24 protein-coding genes are annotated in these 22,470 nt (G+C 39.0%); 12 read left to right on the forward strand and 12 right to left on the reverse strand.

Features of this window, described 5'->3' with window-relative positions; all coding sequences use genetic code 11:
* Positions 1 to 4 precede the first annotated feature (4 nt).
* From tenA to ACOZIR_RS13690, 5 genes are all read left to right on the forward strand, one after another.
* A complete protein-coding gene (gene tenA, locus ACOZIR_RS13670; RefSeq protein WP_045294955.1) occupies positions 5 to 676 on the forward strand; it encodes a thiaminase II in 672 nt (223 codons plus the stop codon).
* Positions 669 to 1,433 (forward strand): ABC transporter ATP-binding protein, encoded by a 765-nt coding sequence (locus ACOZIR_RS13675; protein WP_045294953.1) that lies wholly within the window; start codon positions 669 to 671, stop codon positions 1,431 to 1,433. The genes tenA and ACOZIR_RS13675 overlap by 8 nt, the downstream gene beginning before the upstream one ends.
* Complete coding sequence (locus ACOZIR_RS13680; protein ID WP_028412155.1) at positions 1,430 to 2,173, forward strand: ABC transporter permease; 744 nt, start codon at positions 1,430 to 1,432, stop codon at positions 2,171 to 2,173. The genes ACOZIR_RS13675 and ACOZIR_RS13680 overlap by 4 nt, the downstream gene beginning before the upstream one ends.
* Complete coding sequence (locus ACOZIR_RS13685) at positions 2,170 to 3,180, forward strand: ABC transporter substrate-binding protein (RefSeq protein ID WP_045294951.1); 1,011 nt, start codon at positions 2,170 to 2,172, stop codon at positions 3,178 to 3,180. The genes ACOZIR_RS13680 and ACOZIR_RS13685 overlap by 4 nt, the downstream gene beginning before the upstream one ends.
* 87 nt (positions 3,181 to 3,267) lie before the next feature.
* Positions 3,268 to 3,513, forward strand: coding sequence for a ferredoxin (locus ACOZIR_RS13690; RefSeq protein ID WP_045294948.1), 246 nt, complete (start codon positions 3,268 to 3,270; stop codon positions 3,511 to 3,513).
* Positions 3,514 to 3,646: 133 nt separating this feature from the next.
* Here the strand turns inward: ACOZIR_RS13690 and ACOZIR_RS13695 are convergent, their stop codons facing one another.
* From ACOZIR_RS13695 to ACOZIR_RS13710, 4 genes are all read right to left on the reverse strand, one after another.
* A complete protein-coding gene (locus ACOZIR_RS13695; protein ID WP_272946352.1) occupies positions 3,647 to 3,781 on the reverse strand; it encodes a hypothetical protein in 135 nt (44 codons plus the stop codon).
* A gap of 127 nt (positions 3,782 to 3,908) precedes the next feature.
* A complete protein-coding gene (gene hxlB / locus ACOZIR_RS13700) occupies positions 3,909 to 4,466 on the reverse strand; it encodes a 6-phospho-3-hexuloisomerase (protein WP_328120252.1) in 558 nt (185 codons plus the stop codon).
* 10 nt (positions 4,467 to 4,476) lie between these two features.
* The gene (gene hxlA / locus ACOZIR_RS13705; protein ID WP_045294946.1) at positions 4,477 to 5,106 is read right to left on the reverse strand and encodes a 3-hexulose-6-phosphate synthase; all 630 of its coding nucleotides are present in this window, start codon (positions 5,104 to 5,106) and stop codon (positions 4,477 to 4,479) included.
* 268 nt (positions 5,107 to 5,374) lie between these two features.
* The gene (locus tag ACOZIR_RS13710; RefSeq protein WP_045294945.1) at positions 5,375 to 5,740 is read right to left on the reverse strand and encodes a winged helix-turn-helix transcriptional regulator; all 366 of its coding nucleotides are present in this window, start codon (positions 5,738 to 5,740) and stop codon (positions 5,375 to 5,377) included.
* A gap of 251 nt (positions 5,741 to 5,991) precedes the next feature.
* On the opposite strand from ACOZIR_RS13710, the gene ACOZIR_RS13715 reads away from it, so the two are divergent.
* Together ACOZIR_RS13715 and ACOZIR_RS13720 are read left to right on the forward strand one after the other, a co-directional pair.
* Entirely contained in the window at positions 5,992 to 6,573 is a 582-nt protein-coding gene (locus tag ACOZIR_RS13715) for a hypothetical protein (protein ID WP_045294943.1), read from the forward strand.
* A 16-nt stretch (positions 6,574 to 6,589) separates the two neighbouring features.
* Entirely contained in the window at positions 6,590 to 6,913 is a 324-nt protein-coding gene (locus tag ACOZIR_RS13720) for a DUF3243 domain-containing protein (RefSeq protein WP_080890239.1), read from the forward strand.
* A gap of 42 nt (positions 6,914 to 6,955) precedes the next feature.
* Here the strand turns inward: ACOZIR_RS13720 and ACOZIR_RS13725 are convergent, their stop codons facing one another.
* The 3 genes from ACOZIR_RS13725 to ACOZIR_RS13735 are packed head-to-tail and all read right to left on the reverse strand — an operon-like array spanning position 6,956 to position 9,354.
* Entirely contained in the window at positions 6,956 to 7,141 is a 186-nt protein-coding gene (locus ACOZIR_RS13725) for a FeoB-associated Cys-rich membrane protein (protein ID WP_014461400.1), read from the reverse strand.
* A 15-nt stretch (positions 7,142 to 7,156) separates the two neighbouring features.
* On the reverse strand, positions 7,157 to 9,127 hold the full coding sequence (gene feoB, locus ACOZIR_RS13730; RefSeq protein ID WP_328120251.1) for a ferrous iron transport protein B: 1,971 nt from the start codon (positions 9,125 to 9,127) through the stop codon (positions 7,157 to 7,159).
* Positions 9,124 to 9,354 carry a FeoA family protein gene (locus ACOZIR_RS13735; protein WP_013055605.1) on the reverse strand — a complete coding sequence of 77 codons (231 nt, stop codon included), beginning with the start codon at positions 9,352 to 9,354 and terminating at the stop codon, positions 9,124 to 9,126. Before ACOZIR_RS13735 ends, feoB begins: the two co-directional genes overlap by 4 nt.
* Before the next feature lie 175 nt (positions 9,355 to 9,529).
* On the opposite strand from ACOZIR_RS13735, the gene ACOZIR_RS13740 reads away from it, so the two are divergent.
* The 3 genes from ACOZIR_RS13740 to ACOZIR_RS13750 all read left to right on the forward strand — a co-directional run bounded on the left by ACOZIR_RS13740 (position 9,530) and on the right by ACOZIR_RS13750 (position 13,574).
* Positions 9,530 to 10,015 carry a GNAT family N-acetyltransferase gene (locus ACOZIR_RS13740; protein WP_080890238.1) on the forward strand — a complete coding sequence of 162 codons (486 nt, stop codon included), beginning with the start codon at positions 9,530 to 9,532 and terminating at the stop codon, positions 10,013 to 10,015.
* Positions 10,016 to 10,206: 191 nt separating this feature from the next.
* A complete protein-coding gene (locus tag ACOZIR_RS13745) occupies positions 10,207 to 12,624 on the forward strand; it encodes a YhgE/Pip domain-containing protein (protein WP_310878242.1) in 2,418 nt (805 codons plus the stop codon).
* Between the two features lie 98 nt (positions 12,625 to 12,722).
* On the forward strand, positions 12,723 to 13,574 hold the full coding sequence (locus ACOZIR_RS13750) for a class I SAM-dependent methyltransferase (RefSeq protein ID WP_310878241.1): 852 nt from the start codon (positions 12,723 to 12,725) through the stop codon (positions 13,572 to 13,574).
* 57 nt (positions 13,575 to 13,631) lie between these two features.
* Here ACOZIR_RS13750 and rpoN read toward each other — a convergent pair whose 3' ends face one another.
* Both rpoN and ACOZIR_RS13760 read right to left on the reverse strand, forming a co-directional pair.
* The gene (gene rpoN / locus ACOZIR_RS13755) at positions 13,632 to 14,969 is read right to left on the reverse strand and encodes an RNA polymerase factor sigma-54 (protein WP_328120250.1); all 1,338 of its coding nucleotides are present in this window, start codon (positions 14,967 to 14,969) and stop codon (positions 13,632 to 13,634) included.
* A gap of 210 nt (positions 14,970 to 15,179) precedes the next feature.
* On the reverse strand, positions 15,180 to 15,527 hold the full coding sequence (locus ACOZIR_RS13760; RefSeq protein ID WP_034668472.1) for a winged helix-turn-helix transcriptional regulator: 348 nt from the start codon (positions 15,525 to 15,527) through the stop codon (positions 15,180 to 15,182).
* Between the two features lie 163 nt (positions 15,528 to 15,690).
* Here ACOZIR_RS13760 and ACOZIR_RS13765 point away from each other — a divergent pair, with 163 nt between their 5' ends.
* Positions 15,691 to 16,674, forward strand: coding sequence for a zinc-binding dehydrogenase (locus tag ACOZIR_RS13765; RefSeq protein WP_328120249.1), 984 nt, complete (start codon positions 15,691 to 15,693; stop codon positions 16,672 to 16,674).
* A gap of 39 nt (positions 16,675 to 16,713) precedes the next feature.
* Here the strand turns inward: ACOZIR_RS13765 and ACOZIR_RS13770 are convergent, their stop codons facing one another.
* Together ACOZIR_RS13770 and ACOZIR_RS13775 are read right to left on the reverse strand one after the other, a co-directional pair.
* Positions 16,714 to 18,498 (reverse strand): ABC transporter ATP-binding protein, encoded by a 1,785-nt coding sequence (locus ACOZIR_RS13770; RefSeq protein ID WP_421535736.1) that lies wholly within the window; start codon positions 18,496 to 18,498, stop codon positions 16,714 to 16,716.
* Between the two features lie 16 nt (positions 18,499 to 18,514).
* Positions 18,515 to 20,257: an ABC transporter ATP-binding protein gene (locus ACOZIR_RS13775; protein ID WP_310878239.1), complete on the reverse strand. Its 1,743-nt coding sequence runs from the start codon at positions 20,255 to 20,257 to the stop codon at positions 18,515 to 18,517.
* Positions 20,258 to 20,383: 126 nt separating this feature from the next.
* On the opposite strand from ACOZIR_RS13775, the gene ACOZIR_RS13780 reads away from it, so the two are divergent.
* Positions 20,384 to 20,869, forward strand: coding sequence for a DUF6985 domain-containing protein (locus ACOZIR_RS13780; RefSeq protein ID WP_045294929.1), 486 nt, complete (start codon positions 20,384 to 20,386; stop codon positions 20,867 to 20,869).
* A gap of 40 nt (positions 20,870 to 20,909) precedes the next feature.
* Here ACOZIR_RS13780 and ACOZIR_RS13785 read toward each other — a convergent pair whose 3' ends face one another.
* Complete coding sequence (locus ACOZIR_RS13785) at positions 20,910 to 22,460, reverse strand: solute symporter family protein (protein WP_013081928.1); 1,551 nt, start codon at positions 22,458 to 22,460, stop codon at positions 20,910 to 20,912.
* Positions 22,461 to 22,470 lie beyond the last annotated feature (10 nt).

Below are 22,470 nucleotides of genomic sequence, written 5' to 3' on the forward strand. Positions count from 1 at the left end.
CATCATGAAATTTAGTGAACGACTATACGAAAAGCTGCAGCCTATTTGGCGTCAAAATCATAATCATCCCTTCGTACAGGGAATGGGAGACGGAACGCTTGAAAAGGAGAAGTTTCGCTTTTACATGATTCAAGATTACCTTTACCTAATTGATTATGCCAAATTATTTGCAATTGGAGCCATGAAAGCTACCGATCTTCAAACGATGGGGAAATTTGCTGCGCTTTTAGATTCTACGTTAAATGAAGAAATGAGTTTGCACCGTGAGTATGCCAAGAAATTTCAAATCAGCGAAAAAGAATTAGAAAAAGCGCAGCCATCTCCTACAACGCTTGCATACACACACTATATGCTGCACGTTGGTCAAAGCGGAACATTAGCTGAATTAGTGGCGGCTCTTTTGCCTTGTATGTGGAGCTACTGGGAAATAGGAAAAGAGCTCAGTGAAAAGCCTGGTGCTGAAAATGAGTTTTATCGAGAGTGGATTGAAATGTACAGCTCAGAAGAATTTGGGGAACTAGCGACATGGTGCATTAATTTATTCGACTCACTTACTGAAGACAAATCAGAAGCGGAATTAGAAAAGCTTGAAGAAATTTTCTTAAATACGACGCGTTTTGAGTATATGTTTTGGGATATGGCTTATAACGAAGCGATGTGGCCAATTCATGAATAAGTCTGTGTTATCTTTTCAAAACGTCAGTTTTACGTACAAAAACGGCGATCAAGCGATTTTAAAATCATTAAACTTAGACGTGAAAGATGGAGAGTTTGTCAGTATCGTTGGAGCGAGCGGATCTGGAAAAAGTACGTTGTTTCGCCTTATTACAGGCCTTGAACAGCAGAGTGAAGGCGATATCGTGATTAACGGACAGTCTTATGAAAAGCGACTAGGAAAAGTAGGCTACATGCCGCAGCAAGATTTACTTCTTCCGTGGCGCACGATTCTAGACAATGCAGCGCTGCCGCTTGAGCTTCACAATGTGCCCAAAGCAAGTGCTCATAGGCAAGTGTCTCAGCTGCTTGAAGAGTTTGGCCTAAAAGGATATGAAAACCGTTTTCCAAGTGATTTATCGGGAGGGATGAAACAGCGCGTTTCTTTTCTTCGGACGGTATTAAGCGGTTCTAACGTGCTGCTTTTAGATGAGCCTTTTAGTGCACTTGATGCCATTACGCGTTTGTCGATGCAGGAATGGCTGCTTGAACAATGGCAAAAGCGTAAACATAGCATCTTATTTATCACTCATGACGTCAACGAAGCACTTTTTCTGTCAGATCGTATTTTTATCTTTTCAGACAAGCCGGTAAGTCATCTTGAAGAGATTCAAGTGCCGCTTAGCAGACCTCGAACGCAAAAAGATTTGAATCAACAGCGAGTGCTTGATGTGAAAGATTATTTAATTGAACAGCTAAGATCGAAGGTGAACACATGAAAAAGTACGGGGCTTCAGTGATTTTAGTAGTCATTTTGCTGGCTGCTTGGGAAATTGGAGCACGCATTGTAAACTATCCGTTTATTTTACCAACGCCCAGCGGTATTTTAACGAAGCTTTGGGAACTGCGAATGGATTTATTGTTTAAGCATTTACCAGCTACGCTATCTATTGTCGTAATTGGGCTGGTAATATCCGTTGTGCTAGGGGTTCTGCTCGCTGTATGGATGAATTGGAGCCCGCTTATTGAGCGTGCTTTTTATCCGCTTATTATTGCGTCACAAATGATTCCGACCATCGCCATTGCTCCTGTATTTGTGCTGTGGTTTGGCTATTCCATTTGGAGCAAAGTGATTGTGACCGTATTAATTACGTTTTTTCCCATTACCGTTAGCACATTTGACGGGCTTCGTTCCACAAACAAAGAGTTAAAAGAACTCATGTTAACGATGGGAGCAACAAAAAAAGATATTTTCTTTAAGTTGAACATTCCTTCTGCACTGCCTCATTTTTATTCAGGGCTCAAAGTAGCGGTTACCTTTAGTATAATAGGTGCTGCCATTGGGGAATGGTTAGGTGCGCAAGCAGGATTAGGATATTTCAGCCGTCGCATGATGACACAGTTTGATGCAGCTGGTGTATTTGCACCAATTGTGATTTTATCCGCGCTTGGTATTTTATTCTTTATTATTGTAGTAGGTTTCGAAAAACGTTCATTAAAGTGGAGGAAAACAGAATGAAAAAATGGTTTGTAATTGGCTTAAGCCTGCTGCTTGTTTTGATGCTAGCTGCTTGCGGTCAGAACAAGGAAAATAAAGCTGGAGACAGTAAAAAATTAAAAGACGTTACAATTATGCTTGATTGGTATCCAAATGCAGTGCACAGCTTCATTTACGCTGCACAAGAAAAAGGATATTTCAAAAAAGAAGGACTGAATGTAAAAGTACAGTTTCCTGCTAATCCAACAGACTCGCTTAATTTAGCAGCTGCAGGGAAAGTCACGCTCGGCCTTTACTATCAGCCTGATGTAGCAATGGCACGAGCAAATGAAGATGTGCCGGTAAAGTCGGTAGGGGCGATTGTAAGATCTCCGCTAAACCGAGTTGTGGCATTGAAAGATAGCGGTATTAAGCGTCCTAAAGATTTAGAAGGAAAAGTAGTAGGCTACAGCGGAACACCATTAAGTGAATCTGTTCTAAAGAAAATGGTAAAAAGCGATGGAGGAGATCCGAATAAAGTAAAACTAGTAGACGTAGGGTTTGAGTTAAATTCATCGCTGATTAGCAAAAAAGTAGATGCTGTAATAGGTGCGTATATTAACCACGAAGTACCATTACTTCATAAAAAAGGATACAAAACGGTTGATATTGATCCTTCAGATTACGGCGTGCCATCTTACTACGAGCTGGTGGCCGTTACAGGGGATCAAACATGGGCAAAAGATTCTGATACGATTAAAGCGTTTTGGCGTGCTGCGGCAAAAGGGTATGAGTACACAGAGAAGCATCCAAAGGAATCACTTCAAATTTTGTTAGATAATCAAGATAAATCAAACTTCCCGCTTGAAAAAGATGTGGAAACAAAAAGTTTGAATATCTTACTTCCAAAAATGAAATCTGAACAAGGATTTGGCAGTCAAACGAAAGAATCATGGCAGTCAAATGTGGACTGGTTAAAAGAGTCAGGATTAATTAAGAAAAAGCCAAATGTAGATGAAATGTTTGAGAATATCGGAGAATCCAAGTAAAATAATTTAAGACAAATTTAAAAGAACCTTCTTATACTGAACGTAACTTTCTGAACGAGAAAGTGAAAAGGTAAAGGAGGTTTTTTTATGGCTTTTACGATGGTAGATAAGGAAACATGTATTGCTTGCGGAGCATGTGGAGGGAGCGCACCAGATCTTTATGATTATGATTCAGAAGGTCTTGCTTATGCCGTGTTAGATAACAACGAAGGAACAAAGGAAGTTCCTGAAGATCAGCAAGATGAGATGATGGAAGCGTACGAAGGATGCCCAACAGAATCGATTAAAGTTGCAGAACAGCCGTTTTATGGAGATGCAGCAAAATTCGAATAGGATTTTTAAAAAGAGTTAACGATAAAGTACATTTAGTTATATAGAAAATTCCAAAACAAGAAGAGGGTTGAGACATAATCAAATGAATTTAGCTTAAAGACGAACAAATGGGATACATGAGCTGAACCGCTTATTACACCGCAGTTGATCTCCGTGCAAGGCTTCGCTTTCCGCGGGCGGCCGCTGAGCCTCCTCGTCGCTTGCGCTCCTGTGGGGTCTCATCTGTTCCGCTTTTCCCGCAGGAGTCTTCACCTTGCCCTCCAATCAACTGCTAGAAGAAACGAAATAGATGAAACTATATTCAACATAACAAAAAAAAACGAACCACCAATCAAACATTTTGATTAATGGTTCGTTTTTTCACTTAAGCTAAAAACCTTTTCTTAGCCTCTTTTTTATTCTAAATTTGCATGCTTTCCGTACATCGTATGAGTATCAAGTTCTTTCTTCTCCATGAAGCGAAGAATCAGCGCATCGTAAAAAAGAAGAAGCGTTTGTTCAAACAGTGACGCCATAGGCTGTACAGTTTGATAACTGCTTTGTTCTTGATCCTTCGGAGCACCGGGCAGCTTCACGATAAAGTCAGCCAGCTTGCCAAGGGCGGAATCGGGGGAAATCGTGACTACTCCAACTTTTCCTCCAAGTTCTTTTGCTTTTTGAGCGATGGGAATCAAGCTCTTCGTCTCGCCAGAACCTGATCCGATGATTAATAAATCATCCTGCGTGAAAGTGGAAGTCACGGTTTCTCCAATGACATAAGCATCAATGCCCATATGCATCATACGCATAGCAAACGACTTGCCCATAAGACCTGAACGGCCTGCTCCTGTAACAAACACTTTTTTAGATGAAATGATGCCATTTACAAGCTGTTCAGCTTCATCGTCAGCGATTAGAGCTGTTGTTTGTAAAAGCTCATTCATAACCGTTTTTAAATGTTCGCTCGTCTGCATAGAAAGCTCCTTAATTTGTAATAAGCTCTTTCATTTGAGAAGCAACTGATTTTTTGTCGTCATGGCTCGTGATGCCTCCGCCAACGATAACAAGATCAGGCTGTGCTTTTACTACTTCAGGTAAAGACTCTAATTTAATGCCGCCAGCAACGGCAGTTTTTGCATTTTTTACAACGCTTTTGATTGTTACTAAATCTTCAAAAGAGTTTTGACCAACAGCTTGAAGGTCGTATCCTGTGTGTACACAGATATAGTCAACACCAAATTCGTCTAGCTCTTTTGCGCGTCCTTTAATATCTTTTACCCCAATCATATCGACTAGAATTTTTTTACCTTGTTTTTTTGCTTCTTCAACTGCACCTTTAATTGACATATCTTCCGCCACACCTAAGATGGTAATAATGTCTGCTCCGGCTTGAGAAGCTTGCTGTACTTCATAACCAGCTGCATCCATGATTTTTAGGTCAGCTAATACTTTTAAATTAGGAAATGCTTCTTTAATTTCTTTAACGGCCCGAAGCCCTTCATTGATTACAACAGGTGTACCGATTTCCACGATATCAATATGTTCTTCAACTTCTTTTACTACCTCTTTTGCTTGAGAAATATTAACAAGATCTAATGCTAATTGTAATTCCATTCTACTCCACTCCTTACAGAAATCTATAGATACCTTTTGTGCTTTTGTACATAAAAAGCAGCTGGTGTAGTTATTGTACCCGCAGTTTGAGGTTCTTAAAAGTACGCACTTTTCCCACAAATAGTGTGGGGAATGATAGTATACAGAAGTATACTAATGGACATATCAGTCTTGTAACCGCTTAATTTTCATTAAAAATGCGGATGATATGGAGTAATATCATCCGCATAAAAAAATAAAGACTATGGAATAGAAGGAGTAGTTTCCATCATTTAATTAACGTTTCTGCCTTTTGTTCTTGATTGATCAGCACAGTATCACGGTAATTTTTACCCCAATCATACATAGCTGTCAAAATAGGCATTAAACTTTCTCCTTCTTTCGTAAGTGAGTATTCGACTTTAGGTGGTACGACAGGATAAACTTTACGATTAACAATCAGATCTTCTTCCAGTTCCCGCAGCTGATTAACCAGCATGCGCGGCGTAATATCAGGAATAAGGGATTTTAGTTCTCCAAACCGTTTAGTTCCCTCACGTCCTAAATGCCATAGTATCAGCATCTTCCATTTCCCGCCGATAATAGCAAGTGTTAATTCTTTCTCACAGTTAAATTCCTTATCAAGCTGGCTCAATTGCTTCACCCCTATAACCAATAGTATAAGATTTCTTTTAAAGTACTTCTTATTATACCGGTGCTGACAATCCTTTTACAAAAATCCGGCTTGCGCTTTTCCATTCAAAAGGGGGAGTTTTTTTACTATATAGTTATTCTTGACTAGTGCGAGCTAAAAGGTGGTCTTTAGTCATGTTTTTTGTGTTCAATTGTTTAAATATAAAAAAAGTGGGAAATCACTCAATAACAATGCTAAAGGAGGCAGTAAAAATGGAAAGAAGTCGATCTGAATTACAAAACCCTGCTGTAAGCAACAGCGCAGGCATTAACAACGATATAGGAATTAATAACAATCCACAGACAGCTAATAGCCCTACTGCTGTTAGCACGGGAAAAAGCTGCAGCAGCAAGCTGGTAAAAGGTGTTGTTGTCGGAGCAGTTGTGGGTGGGTGTATAACACTACTTGATAATAAAACTCGCTCGTCTGTTAAAAGAAGAGCCGTTACGTTAAAGGACTCTTCTGCAAATATGATTAATCAAGTAAAAGAAAACCCTCAAGAAACAAAAGAAAAAATGGTGCAGCAAATGAAAAACGCATCAAATTTGCTAAAAGACGCAATTAATGACGCTAAACATTTGTACGAGCGTGTAAACGAAGATTTCTTTAAGCAAGCAGAAGATGTGAAAAGCGTTACGCATGATGCAAAATCGACGGTAGAAGATGCTAAAAGTGATTTACAGCAAATTGGTGAAAAAGTGAAAGATGCAACTTCTGAAATAAGTAAGGAAAAGATGACGCCAGACGAAAAACCAGAAGCTGAGCGTGAAAGAACATACCAGTCTATTCACTAAAAAGGAGATGTTAACTGTGAGTCAAATGAATGAAGGAACTACAAAAGACATGAATAAAATTGAAGAAACGGCAGATAATTTAGGAACGGAGAAAAAAGAAGCAATTTTGCAGAACTTTGATACGTTTACTGATTATTTAAGTCAAAAAGTCCATGTCGGTAAAAAGCTCGGGTTAAATGAGGAACAATTAACGGCCGCTACAAAAAAAGTGGCTAGCTATTTAGCCAAAAATGAGGAACCTCGAAACCGAGAAGAAAAAGTCCTTCATGAGTTATGGAAAGTCAGCAGTGAAGAGGAAAAAGAAGTTCTTTCTCATCTCATTTTAAAACTAGTTGCGTAACATTAAAAAAGCATCCCGCTATCAGGATGCTTTTTTAATGTATTAAGACGATTGATTTTGAGCTTCTTGAATTGTTTTATCCCAATCAATACCGCAATCATCCGTCGTGCAAGAAGATTGCTGTCCGCAGCTTGCGCATTTTCCCTGAGTGCTCTTGCGGAAGAATTTTGTCATATGATAAAGGGCATACCCAAATATTAAAACCCCAATTAAAATATTAATAATCAATGTTAGTCACTCCTTTTAAGAAAACCCAAGTATTTTTCCAACCGTGTGTACAAGCAAAGCTACGAGATAAGCGACAACTAAAGGATAGGCCACAGCAAATGCCGTCCATTTCAATGAGCCGGTTTCTCGTCGAATAACAGCGACGGTTGCTAGACACGGAACGTAAAGAAGAACAAACACCATAAACGTATAGGCTGTTAGCGGTGTAAAGAACGTCTTCATTGTGTCTCCAAGCTGTCCTTCCTGTACTTTATAAATGATGCTCATAGTCGAAACAACTACTTCTTTAGCTAGGAAGCCTGTGATCAGTGATGCTACAGCCTGCCATGTCGCAAAGCCTAATGGAATAAATAGTGGAGCAATAGCGCCTCCAATAATAGCCATAAAGCTATTTTCCATAGCTACTCCAAAACCGCCAGGGCCAGCATAAGATGATAGCCAGATAAATACAGAGCCAGCTAAAATAACTGTACCTGCTTTTCGGACAAAGTTTCTGCCTTTTTCCCACGTGCTTCTCCAAAGAGTTTTGGCTTGAGGTACGCGGTAAGGAGGAAGTTCAACAATAAAAGTTGATTGTTCGTCTTTAAGAAGCGTTACTGATAAAATTTTCGTTACAACAAGTGCTAAAATGATGCCAAGCAAGTACATAGAAAACACCACAGCTGCTCCGTTTTGTACAAAAAACGCACCTACAAACAAAGCGTATACAGGAAGACGTGCTGAGCAGCTCATAAATGGATTTACTAAAATGGTCATAAGGCGTTCTTTTCGCTGTTCAATTGTACGTGCGGCCATGATCCCCGGTACGTTACATCCAAAGCTAATAATCATCGGGATGAATGCTTTACCGTTCAAACCGAAAAATTCCATGATACGATCCATTACTACAGCAATTCGAGCCATGTATCCTGAATCTTCAAGCAGTGAAATGAAAAAGAACAGAACAAAAATTTGTGGTACAAATACTAATACGCCGCCTACGCCTGCGATGATGCCATCCACAATTAAATCATGAATAAATGGAGCAGCACCAGCTGCATTTAGAAGAGAATCAGCGCCTTTACTAAGCGTTCCGCCAAAAAAACCGTCCAGTTTATCAGAAAGAGGAATGCCAATCCAAGTAAACGTAATATTAAAAATCAAGTACATTAAGCCAAGAAAAATAGGGAGGCCGAGCCACTTATGCGTCACAATTCGATCGATTCGATCTGTGAAGGTTAGAGGCATTTCGCTGCCCTTTACGATACACTCGCTGGAAATGCGCTCAATAAATGCTGTACGCACGTCGAAGAAATGCTCGCTAAGCGGCTTGTTTAATTTTTGTGCAGCTGCTTTTCGAAGCTCAAGCAGCTCTGAGTAACTGGTTTTTCCTTTTAATGTTGATTCGATTACGCTATTTTCAGCTAAGAATTGAATGGCAATCCATCTGCTGACATCCGCCTTTGTTTGAATCATATGAATTGCTTGTTCAGCGGTTTCCCCATAATTTAATTGAAATAACGGGGCTTTTAAATCTTGCTTCAAAGTGGAGAGAAGCTCATTAATTCCTTTTCCATTGCGGGCAATAATTGCAGAAACCGGAATATGTAATGATTTGCTAAGTTTCTCCAAATTAAAAGTCAATCCGCGTTTTTCCGCTACATCAATCATATTTAAGCCGATTACTAATGGCTTTCCATATTCCAATGCTTGAATAGTAAGATGCATGCTTCTTTCAAACTGAGAAGCGTCTACGATATTCAGCATGCTGTTAAATTCTCCGGTTAACAAAAAGTTAGTTACCACTGCTTCATCTGAAGAAAGAGGAGTGAAGTCATACACACCCGGCAAATCAACCAGCTGGCTGTTTTGCTTTTTAATAGACCCAACTTTCTTTTCAACCGTTACACCGCTCCAGTTTCCTACGTATTCATAGGAATCTGTTAATATATTGAATAAAGAAGTTTTTCCTGTGTTTGGATTTCCTAAAAGTGCAATTGTACTCATGCTGTCTCAACCTCAATTTTAGCCGCATCTCGTTTTCGGATGCTAATCATTTGACCTTGGCATTCAATAATACAAGGTCCCCCTAAAATGGTTTTTTGTTTCATGCATAGTTCGCAGCCCTTTTTTACTCCAAAAGAAAGAAGGCGGCGTTCTAATGATCTATCTAAAAATTCAATGTTTTTAACTTTTACTTTGTCGCCAATACTCACGGTAGTTAAATTCATCATTCAGCACTCCTGTTAATGATAATCATTTTCAATTTGTATCTATCTCGATTATACATAAGGTTCTAAAATCAATCAATGCTTCTAGAGCGTTACAATTAAAAATATATATTTATAACTATATTTTTTAGGTGAAATTATGTACGATTTTAGCAGCAAATTGTCAGGAGGGATGTGAGTGGAGGTAATCATTCGCAAAATGAGAAAAGAAGATATTACGTCTGTTCAATACGTCGCAAAGATGAGCTGGTATGATACATATGAAGGAATTATTCCTAGAAGCGTTCAGAATCGGTTTCTTTCAGAAGCATACTCCAATGAAAGGCTGCTGTGGCGCTTGCGCAATTCGTTCATTTATGTAGCAACTATTGATGAGAAAATCGTAGGATATGCTAACTTTTTCCGACTACAAAACAGAGGGGAAATAGAACTAGGGTCTATCTATATACTTCCTGCTTATCAAGGGAAAGGAATCGGTTCGCAATTGTTAGAAAAAGGAATGAAGCGGTCGAAGGAATTAAAAATCGTTTACATTAACGTAGAAAGGGAAAACGGAATAGGCCGTGCATTTTATCAATCAAAAGGTTTCCAGCTTGTGGATGAATTTGATGATGAATTTGACGGGCATTTATTAAGAACGATGCGAATGAAGCTCATGATTTAAGCCTGATATTTAGTGTGAACGTTGTCTTAAAAAGCTGATTTTAAACTTTCTGCTAAAATCAGCTTTTAATTACAGAATAACGATTGACCTTATTCTTGTGAATATGGTAACATTAATCAGAACTTAATGACCGAAAATGTTTTTCGGTCAAACAGTCAGGCGGAAGTAAGGATTATTGGAGGCTAGAAAACATGAATATGATTAAAGGAGAATGGAAAAAAATCTTTTCCAAACCAATGACTATTGTTGTGATTTGCGGATTGTTATTTGTTCCATTACTTTATAATGTCATCTTTTTATCTGCTTACTGGGATCCATATGGAAAAACAGATCAAATTCCAGTTGCAGTGGTAAATGAAGATAAAGGTGCTACGTTAGATGGAAAGAAATTGAATGTCGGTCGTGATTTTGTTGATGATTTAAAGAAAAACGATAAATTTGACTGGAAATTTACCAACAAAGAAAAAGCGTTAGAAGGCTTAAAAAATGAGGACTACTATTTAGTTTTAGAAATTCCAAAGAATTTCTCTAAAAATGCAACAACATTAATGGATAAAGATCCTAAAAAAATGAAATTTATCTATCATACAAATGCGGGAAAGAACTATTCAGGCGCTCAAATTAGCTCAAACGCAGTAGCTAAAATCAATGATCAAATTAAAGAAGCGGTCACAAAGCAGTATGCTGAAACGGTATTTGACAGCTTTAAGCAAGTAGCCGACGGTCTTCAAAAAGCAAGTGACGGTGCAGGTGAGCTAGAAGATGGCTCGAAAACGTTAAAAGATAATATGAAGAAACTAGCAGACAGCACGGTTACGTTTGAAGACGGTACAGCTAAATTGGCAAATGGATTAGCAGATGCACGAAAAGGCGCAACAGATTTAAATGCTGGTACGGCCAAGCTACTAAACGGTGCGGACACAATTAATGAAAACTTAGGCAGCTTAAACAGCGGTTTAGGGAAGTTAGAGAATGGAAGCGGGCAACTGTACGCGGCTTCTAAAGAACTTGAAACAGGTGCAGGAAAGCTTAGCACTGGATTAGGAAAACTACAAGATGGAACAGAAAAACTGCAAGGTGGGACTAAAGAACTCCAAGATGCTACAAAGCAACTTAATGAAGGAACAAAGACACTTCAAGGAAAATTACCGCAGTTTACAAGCGGCTTAAATCAAGTGGACGCTGAAGTGAGCAGCGTTACGCAGCAAATTAATCAAGCGGAACAAGAAATTACGCAGATTAAACAGCAGGTTGATTCAAAAAAAGCAGAGTTTGAAAAGCAGCAGCAAGCTCTCATTGACAGCATTAACAGCAATGAGTCCATTCCTGATGAGCAAAAACAAACGCTGATTGCAGGAATTAAAAAACTCACGTCTCAGCAGTTTATGGATGAACAGCAGCAAAAAGCAGAGCAGTTAAAAGCAAAAGTAGATAAAGTGCAAGAGTTATCAGCCGCGCTTCAAAAGCTGTCTAAAGGCGGAGAAGATATTCAAAGCGCTATTAATAAAATTGCTGACGGACAAAGTCAGCTGTACAATGGCCAAACTCAGTTATACAACGCCCAAACTCAGTTATACAATGGTCAAACTCAATTATACGACGGTGCTGTTAAACTAGCAGACGGAGAAAAGCAGTTCAACAGCAAATTTGCAGAGTTCAATAGCGGTATTGCTAATGCTCATACGGGAGCTGGAAAGCTTGCTGACGGTCAGCAGCAGCTGGTGGATGGACTTAAGAAGTCTGAACAAGGAAGCGCAGCGCTAGCAAATGGTTTAACGCAGCTCGAAAACGGGGCAACTAAACTAGCAAATGGATCTAAAGAGTTAACGAATGGTTCGTCAAAATTATATGATGGTTCATCTAAATTATCAGATGGAACAAGCGAACTTCATTCATCTTTAGCAGATGGTGCAAAAGATGCAAAAGATGTTAAAGCGGATGATAAAACATACAGCATGTTTTCAAATCCAACGGATTTAAAATCAGATAAACAAAACAATGTAGATAAGTACGGTGTCGGATTGGCTCCATATATCTTATGTATTGGTTTGTTTGCAGGAACGTTAATGTTCTCATCTGTTTATCCATTAAAAGAACCGTCTATTCGACCAACTTCAGGTATTTCATGGTTCTTGAGTAAGTTTAGTGTCATCACGATCGTAGGTATATTACAGGCAGCAATTGCCGTTACGGCTCTTTTATGGGGCTTACATTTAAACGTAACAAGCATTTGGCACTTCTATATCTTTACGATGATTACAGGTGTAACGTTCTTTGCGCTGATTTTGTTCTTAACAACAGCGTTAGGAAAAGTAGGACAGTATTTAGCGTTTATTATTTTGCTGCTTCAAATTGGCGGCAGTGCAGGTACATTCCCTAAAGCACTTGTGCCGGAATTCTTCCAGGCAATCAATCCATACTTGCCTATGACTTATGCAATTCGCGGCTTCCGTGAAATTATTTCAATTGGTGATGATTTTGGCTATGTATGGCATCAAGCCGGCATACTTGGAATCTTTGCAGCGATCTTCACTGTTCTTTCATTGATAATGTTTTATATCAGCACAAGAAAAGAACAGCACTATACAGAAGAAGAGTCAGCAGCATAATTTAATTAAATAGAAAAAGAGAGTTCCAGTTTAAAAAGGAACTCTCTTTTTCTTTATGATAGTATAGATTTACGTATAAAAGAGGGGAACGTGAATGCATGCAGCTTACAAAATTTTCGGTATATGAAAGTGATCGCGTGAAAAAGTGGCAGGAAGGCCTGAAAGAATGGGACGGCTCAATATCAGAACGGATGATAAATGACCGAGCTGAAGATGAATTTTGGCAGCAGTATCTAGAAAAAATGTCTTTTGATTCAGAAAACGATCCTGTAGTGAAACAGCTTCAGCAAGAACTTCTTGCTTTTTTGAATCCAACTGACTCTGTCGTGGAAATTGGCCCTGGGTGGGGAAATTATACGTTTGCTATAGCGGATTATGTAAAAGAACTTACGTGTATGGATTGTTCGCCAAGCATCATCCGCTACTTACAAACGCAATCGAATGCCCGCTCTAATCTAAATTTCATAGAAGGTAAATGGGAGTATGAGCGTCTAACAGATAACTATGATGCCGTAGTAGGAATAAACTGTTTTTACCGTATGCATAATATTGTCGATGGTCTCTTAAATATGAATGATTCGGCTAATCGTTTGGCGGTTATTGGAATGTCAACGGGTCCAGAAAAGCCTCATTACGTAGAGTTACATAGAAAACTTGGCTACGAGATTAAATGGCGCCGTAAGGAATATATTGACTTACTAAATATTTTATATGAACTGGGCATTTATGCAGATTGTAAGCTAGTTCCTATAACCAAAACGGTAACTTATGAGACGTACGAAGATCTCATCAAGAAGAACTCGACCAAGGTGCTTTCTAAAGATGTTGACAAGTTAGAAACTGAGAAGATTATTTTACAGCATGTAAAGAAAATAAATGGCACATATGAATATACGTATCAATATCATATGGCTTTTATTTATTGGAAACCGATAAAAAGAACCCGTTGAGTAAAATCAACGGGTTCTTTTTAGTAGTGATAAAGCTGTAATTTAGAATAAGCAATATTAAAATCGTCGCCGCTTAGAAGAACTTTCAATTCCTGCTTCTTCACGGTATTTAGCGACTGTTCTTCTTGAAATTTGAATTCCTTCGCTGGAAAGAAGAGACATGAGCTTTTGATCTGAAAGAGGTTTTAATTTATTTTCTTCGGCAATTAATGTTTTAATTTTTTCTTTTATAAAGGCAGTAGAATTGCTTTGTTCTCCATCATTTCGCTCTAAAGAATTGGTGAAAAAGTATTTTAACTCAAACAGCCCGCGTGGCGTTTGAATATACTTTCCATTAGTCGCACGGCTTACCGTTGATTCGTGACAATCTACTTTTTGAGCAATATCTTTTAAGGTAAGCGGCTTTAGCCCCGAAATACCCGTTTCAAAAAAATCTTGCTGATGTTCCACAATGGCTTTGGACACGTTGTAAATCGTCGCATTACGCTGCTCAATACTATTGATTAGCCAAGTAGCTTCATGGATTTTTTCCTGTACGTATCGATCGGTTGTTACGCATGCAGAGCGATGAACCAGTTTTTGGTAGGTGTTGTTAATTTCGATGGGCGGAAGCAGCTCGCTATGAAGAATAAAATGATAGCGGCCGTCAACTTTCTGTACCGTTACATCAGGCGAGATGTACTTCGTAAGCGGGACGTGGAAATCTCCTGCTGGACGAGGATTTAATGTCCGCAAGCAGTCAACAATTTCTTGTACTTCACGCATCGAAATAGAGTATTTTTTTGAAATGTTCCGATATTTTTTGTTAGCAATATCTTCAATATCATGTTTTACCACGTCGTATAAAAGAGGAGGCTTTGACCTTTTGGCCTTAATTTGAATAAGCAGGGAATCGACAAAATTTTGAGCCCCCACTCCAATTGGATCAAAGCTTTGTAAAACGTGAATCATATCGTTGACTTCGTTAATTGAAACATTCAGCAGTTCGGCTGCCAATTTTGGCTCAATTGCTAAAAAGCCGTTTTTATTTAAGTTTCCAATTAGAAATTGAACGATGTGTTTTTGGTGTGAGTGTAAATGATTTAGCATAGACAGCTGCTCTAATAAATGACTCTCTAATGTCACAGTTTGATCAGATATATAATTAAACGGATTATACTCGTCATCGGTATGACCTTTTGAATATGAACGCTGCTCTCGAGTATAAAATGAATCTTTTTGCTGAGAGTCGCCAGCAGACAGTTTAATTACAGGATTTTCATTGACTTGCTGATGAAGATAATGAACTAAATCGGCCGTAGAATAATTTAAAATGTTGATAGACTGACGTAATTCAGGTGTCATGGCCAATTTTAATAGTTGTTTTTGGGATAAATCTAAACCTAATTGCATCATTGAATCACCTATCATTCTTGAGTTTTATTTCGACAATTCTGGCTGCATCGTTCGACATCATCATAGCTGAAAATGCGAAAGAATTCTATAGTGTTGTCAGAAGTTCTTACACACGGGCGACTCGCAAGAAAGAGTAGGAGAATAGATAAAACAGCCGAATAGCTCCTCACAGCAGCTATTCGGTTGTTTTAACAGAGCTGCTAGGAGAACTTAGCTGCAATTTGGCGTGTTTCCCATTCTTCTATCTCCCCATGCGCACATCATATTTAAAATTTCTCGTAAGGTTTCGCCTTCTTCACTGAGTGAGTACTCTACTTTAGGAGGAACTTCATTGTATACTTTTCTATTAACTACACCATCTTTTTCTAATTCTTTTAGCTGTTGAGACAGCATTTTTTTGGTAATAGCAGGCATAGCTCGCTGAAGTTCACTAAAACGTTTTTCGCCTTCTTTTAAGAGGCATAAAATAACAACTTTCCATTTCCCGCCGATTACCTCAAGCGTTGCTTCAACAGGTACATTATAGTGGGGTGCTTTCACCGTTAATCCTCCATTCATAAATAGATATGAAATATGGATATAATAATTTAATATCCATAGACCTAGGTTACCGGGAAGGTACCTGGTTACATGAAAGTGCCGTCTTTTGTAAACAACATGTATTTATTATACTGAAAAAGAACTTTTAATTGAAGGAAGAAATGTAAAAGGGGAGATCTTGATGAAAGCTTTACTGCTAGAAGGCAAAGGGAAAGTAAGTGAGATGAAAGTCGGAGATATCCAAATGCCGCATCCAGCTAAAGATGAAATTTTAGTTAAAATTAAAGCTACTGCCCTGAACCCTGTAGATTATAAAACGGGAAACGGCGGTAATCCCAGTTGGACATATCCTCATGTATTAGGACTTGATTCAGCTGGCGTTGTCGAAGAAGTGGGAGAAGAAGTCACAACTGTTAAAGTTGGAGACCGCGTTGTATATCATAGCGATTTATCAAAAAAAGGCGGATTTGCACAATACGGAGTGACAACAGCTCACACAGTTTCTCTTATTCCACAAGGAGTTTCATTTGAAGATGCTGCAGCTATTCCATGTGCGGGGTATACAGCATATCAAGCATTGTTTCACAAAATGAACGCTTCAAAAGGACAAACGATTTTAATTCACGCAGGTGCTGGAGGGGTGGGCGGGTTTGCCATTCAGCTTGCCAAAAATGCAGGTCTTACAGTGCTCACAACCGCATCTTCTGCCAATCATGAGTTTGTAAAAAGTTTAGGTGCTGATTATGTAATCGACTACCGTAAAGAAGACTTTGTGAGAAAAACGTTGGAGCTTACCGGTGGAATCGGTGTAGATTTAGTCTTGGATACCGTTGGACGTGCCAATGCAGACGAGTCGGTGAAGGCTCTTGCTTTTAACGGTCAAATTGCATTTATCGCAGGTCCGCCTAATGTAAACGATGCAATTTCGTTTGCACATCCACTATCGTTTCATCAAGTTGCATTAGGAAGTGTACATCAGTCTAATAACGTAAAAGAACAGCGAAAACTTGCTGAAATGGGAAATAAAATGCTTTTGCTTTTACAAGAAAATAAGCTAAATGCACTCGTGGAAAAAGTCATTTCACTAGACGAAGTGCCAGCAGCATTAGATGAACTGGCGACTCGTCGGGTAAAAGGGAAAATTGTAGCCGTGATAGATAAATAATACAACAAAAAAAGCAAACACCATGAAGGTGTTTGCCTTTTAAATCGTAAACTGCTGCGTATAGAGCTTGTGGTAAAAACCTTGTTTCTCTAGCAGCTGGCGATGATTTCCTTCTTCAATAATTTGTCCGTCTTTTAAAACAAGAATTTGATCTGCATTTTCAATTGTTTTAAGGCGGTGAGCAATCACAAAGCTTGTTTTTCCTTTTAATAGATTACTCATTCCTTTTTGAATATCAATTTCTGTTTTTGTATCAATATTAGAAGTAGCTTCGTCTAAAATTAAAATATCACAGTCAGAGAGCATGGCCCGGGCAATCGATAAAAGCTGCTTTTGACCTTCACTTAAATTTCCTCCACCGGCTGAAATCACAGTATCGTATTGCTGCGGCAGGTGCTTGATAAAAGAATGAGCATTTGCCATTTTTGCTGCGCTTTTAACTTCTTCATCGCTGGCATCTAGCCTGCCAAATCGAATGTTATCCGCAATCGTACCGGAAAATAAATAGGTATCTTGAAGAACAATGCCGATTCGGTTTCGTAAATCATGGATGTTATAGTCACTGATGGAGAGGCCGTCAATTTTAATGTCTCCGTTTGCGATGTCATAAAATCGTGTGAGTAAGTTAATGATTGTTGTTTTACCAGAACCTGTCGGACCGACCAAAGCAACCATTTCACCTTTTTTTGCTGTAAGTGTAACATTTTTTAAAATCATTTTTCCGTCAGTATAGCCAAATGATACGTTCTCAAAAGCAACGTCTCCTGCAAATTTTGTAACAGAAAGAGCGGTTGGTTTGTTTGTGACGTCTGGCTGCTCATCCATAATCGCAAACACGCGCTCTGCGCCGGCAATAGCCGAAAGAATGGTGTTTACTAAGTTTGCCATTTGAATGATTGGGCGAGAGAACTGACGGGAGTAGTTAACAAACGAAGCGATCATCCCCACTGTAACGCTACCTTGAACCGCCATAAATGCTCCTGCTCCAATTACTAGTGCTAAGCCTAAGTTGTTAATAAAGTTTGTGACAGGACCTAAAAAGCCTGAAAATGTTTCTGCTTTTGTTGCTGAACTTCTCAGCTGTTCATTTCGTTCATTAAAAACAGTTAAAAAATCTTTTTCCTTACTAAAAAGCGTAACAACTTCTCCTCCAGAGATTGCTTCTTCTACAAAGCCGTTTAGTTCACCTAAGTCTTTTTGGCGTTTGACAAAATTTTCACTGCTTCGTTTTAATATTTGTCGAACGATTATAACCATCAATGGAATAACAATCAGCGTGATAATAGCAAGAATCCAGTTGAGCGAGAACATCGCAATGGTAATGCCCACTAAAGACAAAATAGAGGACAGAGCCTGAATGACACTTTGACTCAGAGCGTTGTTTAGATTATCAATATCATTAGTAACCCGGCTCATTAACTCTCCGTGAGCTCGTTTGTCAAAAAAGCGAAGGGAGAGAGTCTGAAGCTTTGCAAATAAATCTTGGCGGAGCATTCCAATGGTCGTAAACGAAACGTTTACCATTAAATAGGTTTGCAGCCATGTTAACAAAGATGTCGTAATGTAAATTCCTGCAAGAGTGAGTGACATTCGTATCGTTCCGCCGATATCTTTGGGAATAATATGCTCATCAATAATAACCCCAATTAAATAAGGGCCTAATAAATTAAGCAGGGAAGTCACAATAACTAAGATTATCGCAGCTACAAGCGGAGGCTTTCGTTTCCCCATATATGACCAGATTCTGTGCAGTGTTTTTTTCGCATTCTTTGGCTTCACTACAGGACCTTTCATCATTCCTCTAGGGCCGCGAATAGAGCTCATTTGATTTTTACCTTGATTATTCACTAGGCAACACCTCTTTTCCGCCTTGTGCAAGATAAATGTCGTAATAAAGAGAGCGGTGACGAAGCAATTCTTCATGAGTCCCTTGTTCAGCAATTTTGCCTTCATCCATGACGATAATATGATCAGCGTGAAGAAGAGACGAAATTTTAGATGCAATAATAATGACGGTTGCATCCGAAAACTCTTCTTTTAAATGTGTTAGTACCTGCGCTTCTGAGACAGCATCCAACGCCGAAGTTGCATCATCAATGACCAATATAGCAGGCTTTCTAACAAATGCACGGGCGATTGAAAGGCGCTGCTTTTGCCCTCCTGATAAATTGGTAGCTCCTCTCGTTAAAGGATACTCATATTTTTCTGGGAGCTTTTCAATAAACTCCGTGGCGCATGCAAAAGCTGCAGCATCTTCAATTTCTGAGGAAGAAGCATGATCTTTTCCCATTCGAATATTCATATCAATCGTTCCGGTAAACAGCGTAGCTTTTTGAGGAATGAACCCAATGGATGAGCGAAGCTCTTTTACGTCATAGTTCGTGAGATTTTTTCCATCTATAAAAATTTCACCGCCATCAGGATCATATAAGCGCGAAATAAGTTTTGCAAGCGTCGATTTTCCGCTTCCAGTAGAGCCGATAATGCCAATGGTTTCCCCGTGTTTAGCAGTAAATGAAATATCTTTTAATACGTTTTCGCCATTTTTACTGTAGCTATATGTAACATTTTGAAACGATAGATCACCTTTAAGTCTGTTAATTTGAGCAGCAGAGTTTGCTGGAGGAATGTCTATTTTTGTTTTTAAAACAGAATCGATTCGTTCAGCTGAAGGGAATGCGCGTGTAATTTGCATCAGCACCATGCTGCTTGACATAAGTCCGTTTAAAATAATCGTTAAGTAATTAATAAAAGCTAAAATCACACCTGCTTCAATTTTCCCTGCTTCAACTTGAAGTCCACCCAGCCATAGAGTAGCTACCATTCCGATATTTACTACAAATAAAATAACGGGCATTAAAAGCGAAATAAGCTGAACGGCACTCATATTAGCTCGCGTCAAGGAGCTGTTTGCTTCTTTAAACTGATTGATTTCATATGCTTCTCTTACATACGCTTTTACTACACGCATCCCTGATAAATTTTCTTGGACTTTTGTGTTTACACGATCAACGCTTTGCTGAACTTTTTTAAAAAGTTTTCCAGCTTTCGTGATCACAAACCAAATGCATAAAAATAAAATAGGGACGACCACGACGATAATAGGAAACAAAGAACGAGCTGTTAATAACACGATCACAATACTTCCTGCAAAAAGTAAAGGACCTCTAACTAATACTTTTAGCGTCATATTCAATGCGTTTTGAACACTCGTTACATCGTTTGTCATGACGGTAATTAAGTGACCAGTCCCTAGTTTGTCTCTGTTGCTGTTTGAAAGGTTTTCAATCTTTTCAAACAGCGATTTCCGAATATCGGTAGAAAAATTTACTGCTGCTTTTGTGCTAAGGATGGCACAGACGATACCAGCAGCTAAGCCAATGATTGCTAACATGAGCATAAGGATACTTCGGGTGATAACATATGTTTGATTGTTGTTTGCAATGCCATAATCAATGATATGCTGCATAATAGTAGGCTGCAGAAGGTCAGCTAACACTTCAATTACCATCAATAGCGGGGCAAACAGCGCAAGCCATTTGTAAGGTTTTAAGTAAGGGTACAAAGATTTAATTGTATTCACACATTGTGGCACTCCTTTCTGTAAAAAATATGGTAACATAGAATAAGTTTAGAAGTTTGTTTCAAGCACCATTTATTATACGCCAATGCAAGCAGAAATCCACTTTTTGAGAGGGTCAGGTATGCAATGAATCAAACATTACGAGTACATCATCCACTTTTTGGATCTTTGTTATATGACTCGGCCTGGGTTGGAAAAAAACAGGTCACTTTCTTTGGACAAAAACAACACGTGCTGCTGACAATTGATGGAGATAAAGAGAAGCCATTTCAAAAACGGCAAGAAGAGGCTTTTCAAGCATTTTGGCTTCAAAGTGAATTATTGTTAAAGAGGACGGAAAAAGCTCTTTTTGATTATTATCAACAGGTGCGAGATGAATACAGAACTCAAGTTGAAAAAGACGTGGTAGACTTATTAGTTCCGAATGTAAAAAAGCGAAAAGACATTGGTTTTTTAGTTGAGTGTATTCAAATCTTTGTTCCTGAAGCACCTCATGATACAAGAGAACTTGGTTTGTTTTTTGAATGTACGTGGGAAGAAGAGCATATGTTAGCTGTAAAGTTTAGAAATGAACAAATTGCCGCTATTGGCTTACAAGAAGATTTATTCTAATAAAAAGCCTTGAAGCAGACTGCTTCAAGGCTTTTTGGCATTAATGTTTGACAGGCTCTTCGATTCCCATACCTGTATTTGCTTTTACTAAAATCTCATCAAATTTCTTTTCGTCGGCTTTTTTAGACGAAAGAAGTGTTCCTATAAAAGCAGCTAAGAAGCCTAGAGGAATAGAGATAATACCAGGGTTTGTGAGCGTGATGAGCGGTTCACCTACAAAGATAGCAGCTCCAGGCTCAGGTGCCCACACGTTTGGACTAATGGCAACTAAAAACAGTGAGCTGAATAGGCCAACCAGCATGCCAGTGACTGCTCCTGCTGTATTGAAACGTTTCCAAAAAATGGTAAGTAGAATAATTGGCAAGTTAGCGCTCGCTGCTACTGCAAAGGCAAGTGCAACTAAAAATGCTACGTTCATGTTTTGAGCAAATAATGCAAGAATAATAGATAGAATGGATACCCCAATAGAAGCCCATCGTGCAGCTACTACCTGTTCTTTTTCAGTTGCAGCTCCTTTACGGAGAATATGACTATAGAAGTCATGCGCGAATGCTGAAGCTGCTGAGAGCACCAGCCCAGCTACAACAGCTAAAATCGTAGCAAAAGCTACAGCTGAGACAAACGCAAAGAGAAAGTCTCCGCCAAGAACTTGAGCGAGAAGGGGAGCTGCCATGTTTCCTGCTGCGTTTGCTTTGATAATATCATCGTACCCTACGAATGCAGCAGCGCCGAACCCTAAAAAGATTGTCATAATGTAAAAAACGCCAATGATCCACGTTGCATAAATAACAGACTTTCGTGCGGTGATGGCATCTTTTACTGTAAAGAAACGAATAAGGATATGAGGCAGGCCTGCTGTACCAAGAACAAGAGCTAAATTCAACGAAATCATGTCCAGCGGATTTTTGAATTTATTTCCTGGATTTAAAAAGCCGTCACCAAGAGGAGTTGCGGTTTTCATCTCAGAAAACATTTTAGCTAAGCTAAAATCAAATTTTGAAAATACGATAATGGAAATAATGAACGTACCAATCATCAGAAGCAAGGCTTTGACAATTTGCACCCAGCTGGTCGCTGTCATCCCTCCAAATACAACGTAAACCGTCATCAAGACGCCGACAATCAAGACAGAGTACACGTAATCTAGACCAAGCAATAAATGAATTAATGCTCCTGCTCCAACAAGCTGCGCAATCATATAAAAAATGGAAATGGTGATTGTGTTTAACGCAGCAACTCCACGCACTTTCTTTTCGTTAAAACGAGCCGCTATCATATCTGCCATCGTGTACTTTCCTAAGTTGCGAAGCGGTTCAGCTACAATGTATAACACAACGAGGTAGGCAACTAAAAAACCGATGCTGTAAAAAAAACCGTCAAATCCAGAAAGCGCTACCATTCCAGCTATGCCTAAAAATGATGCAGCAGACATATAATCTCCGGCAATCGCCATACCGTTTTGCCAGCCGGTTAAACTTCCATCTGCTGTATAAAAGTCACTGGTCGTTTTTGTCCGCTTGGATGCCGCATACGTAATAATTAGCGTAAGACCTACAATGGCTAAAAAAAGTGAAAAAGCTAGTACGTTCATTCATTTAACC

Origin of the sequence: Priestia sp. D3YE.R1, assembly GCF_049199565.1 — a bacterium.
In the GTDB taxonomy this organism is placed as follows: Bacteria; Bacillota; Bacilli; order Bacillales; family Bacillaceae_H; genus Priestia; species Priestia aryabhattai.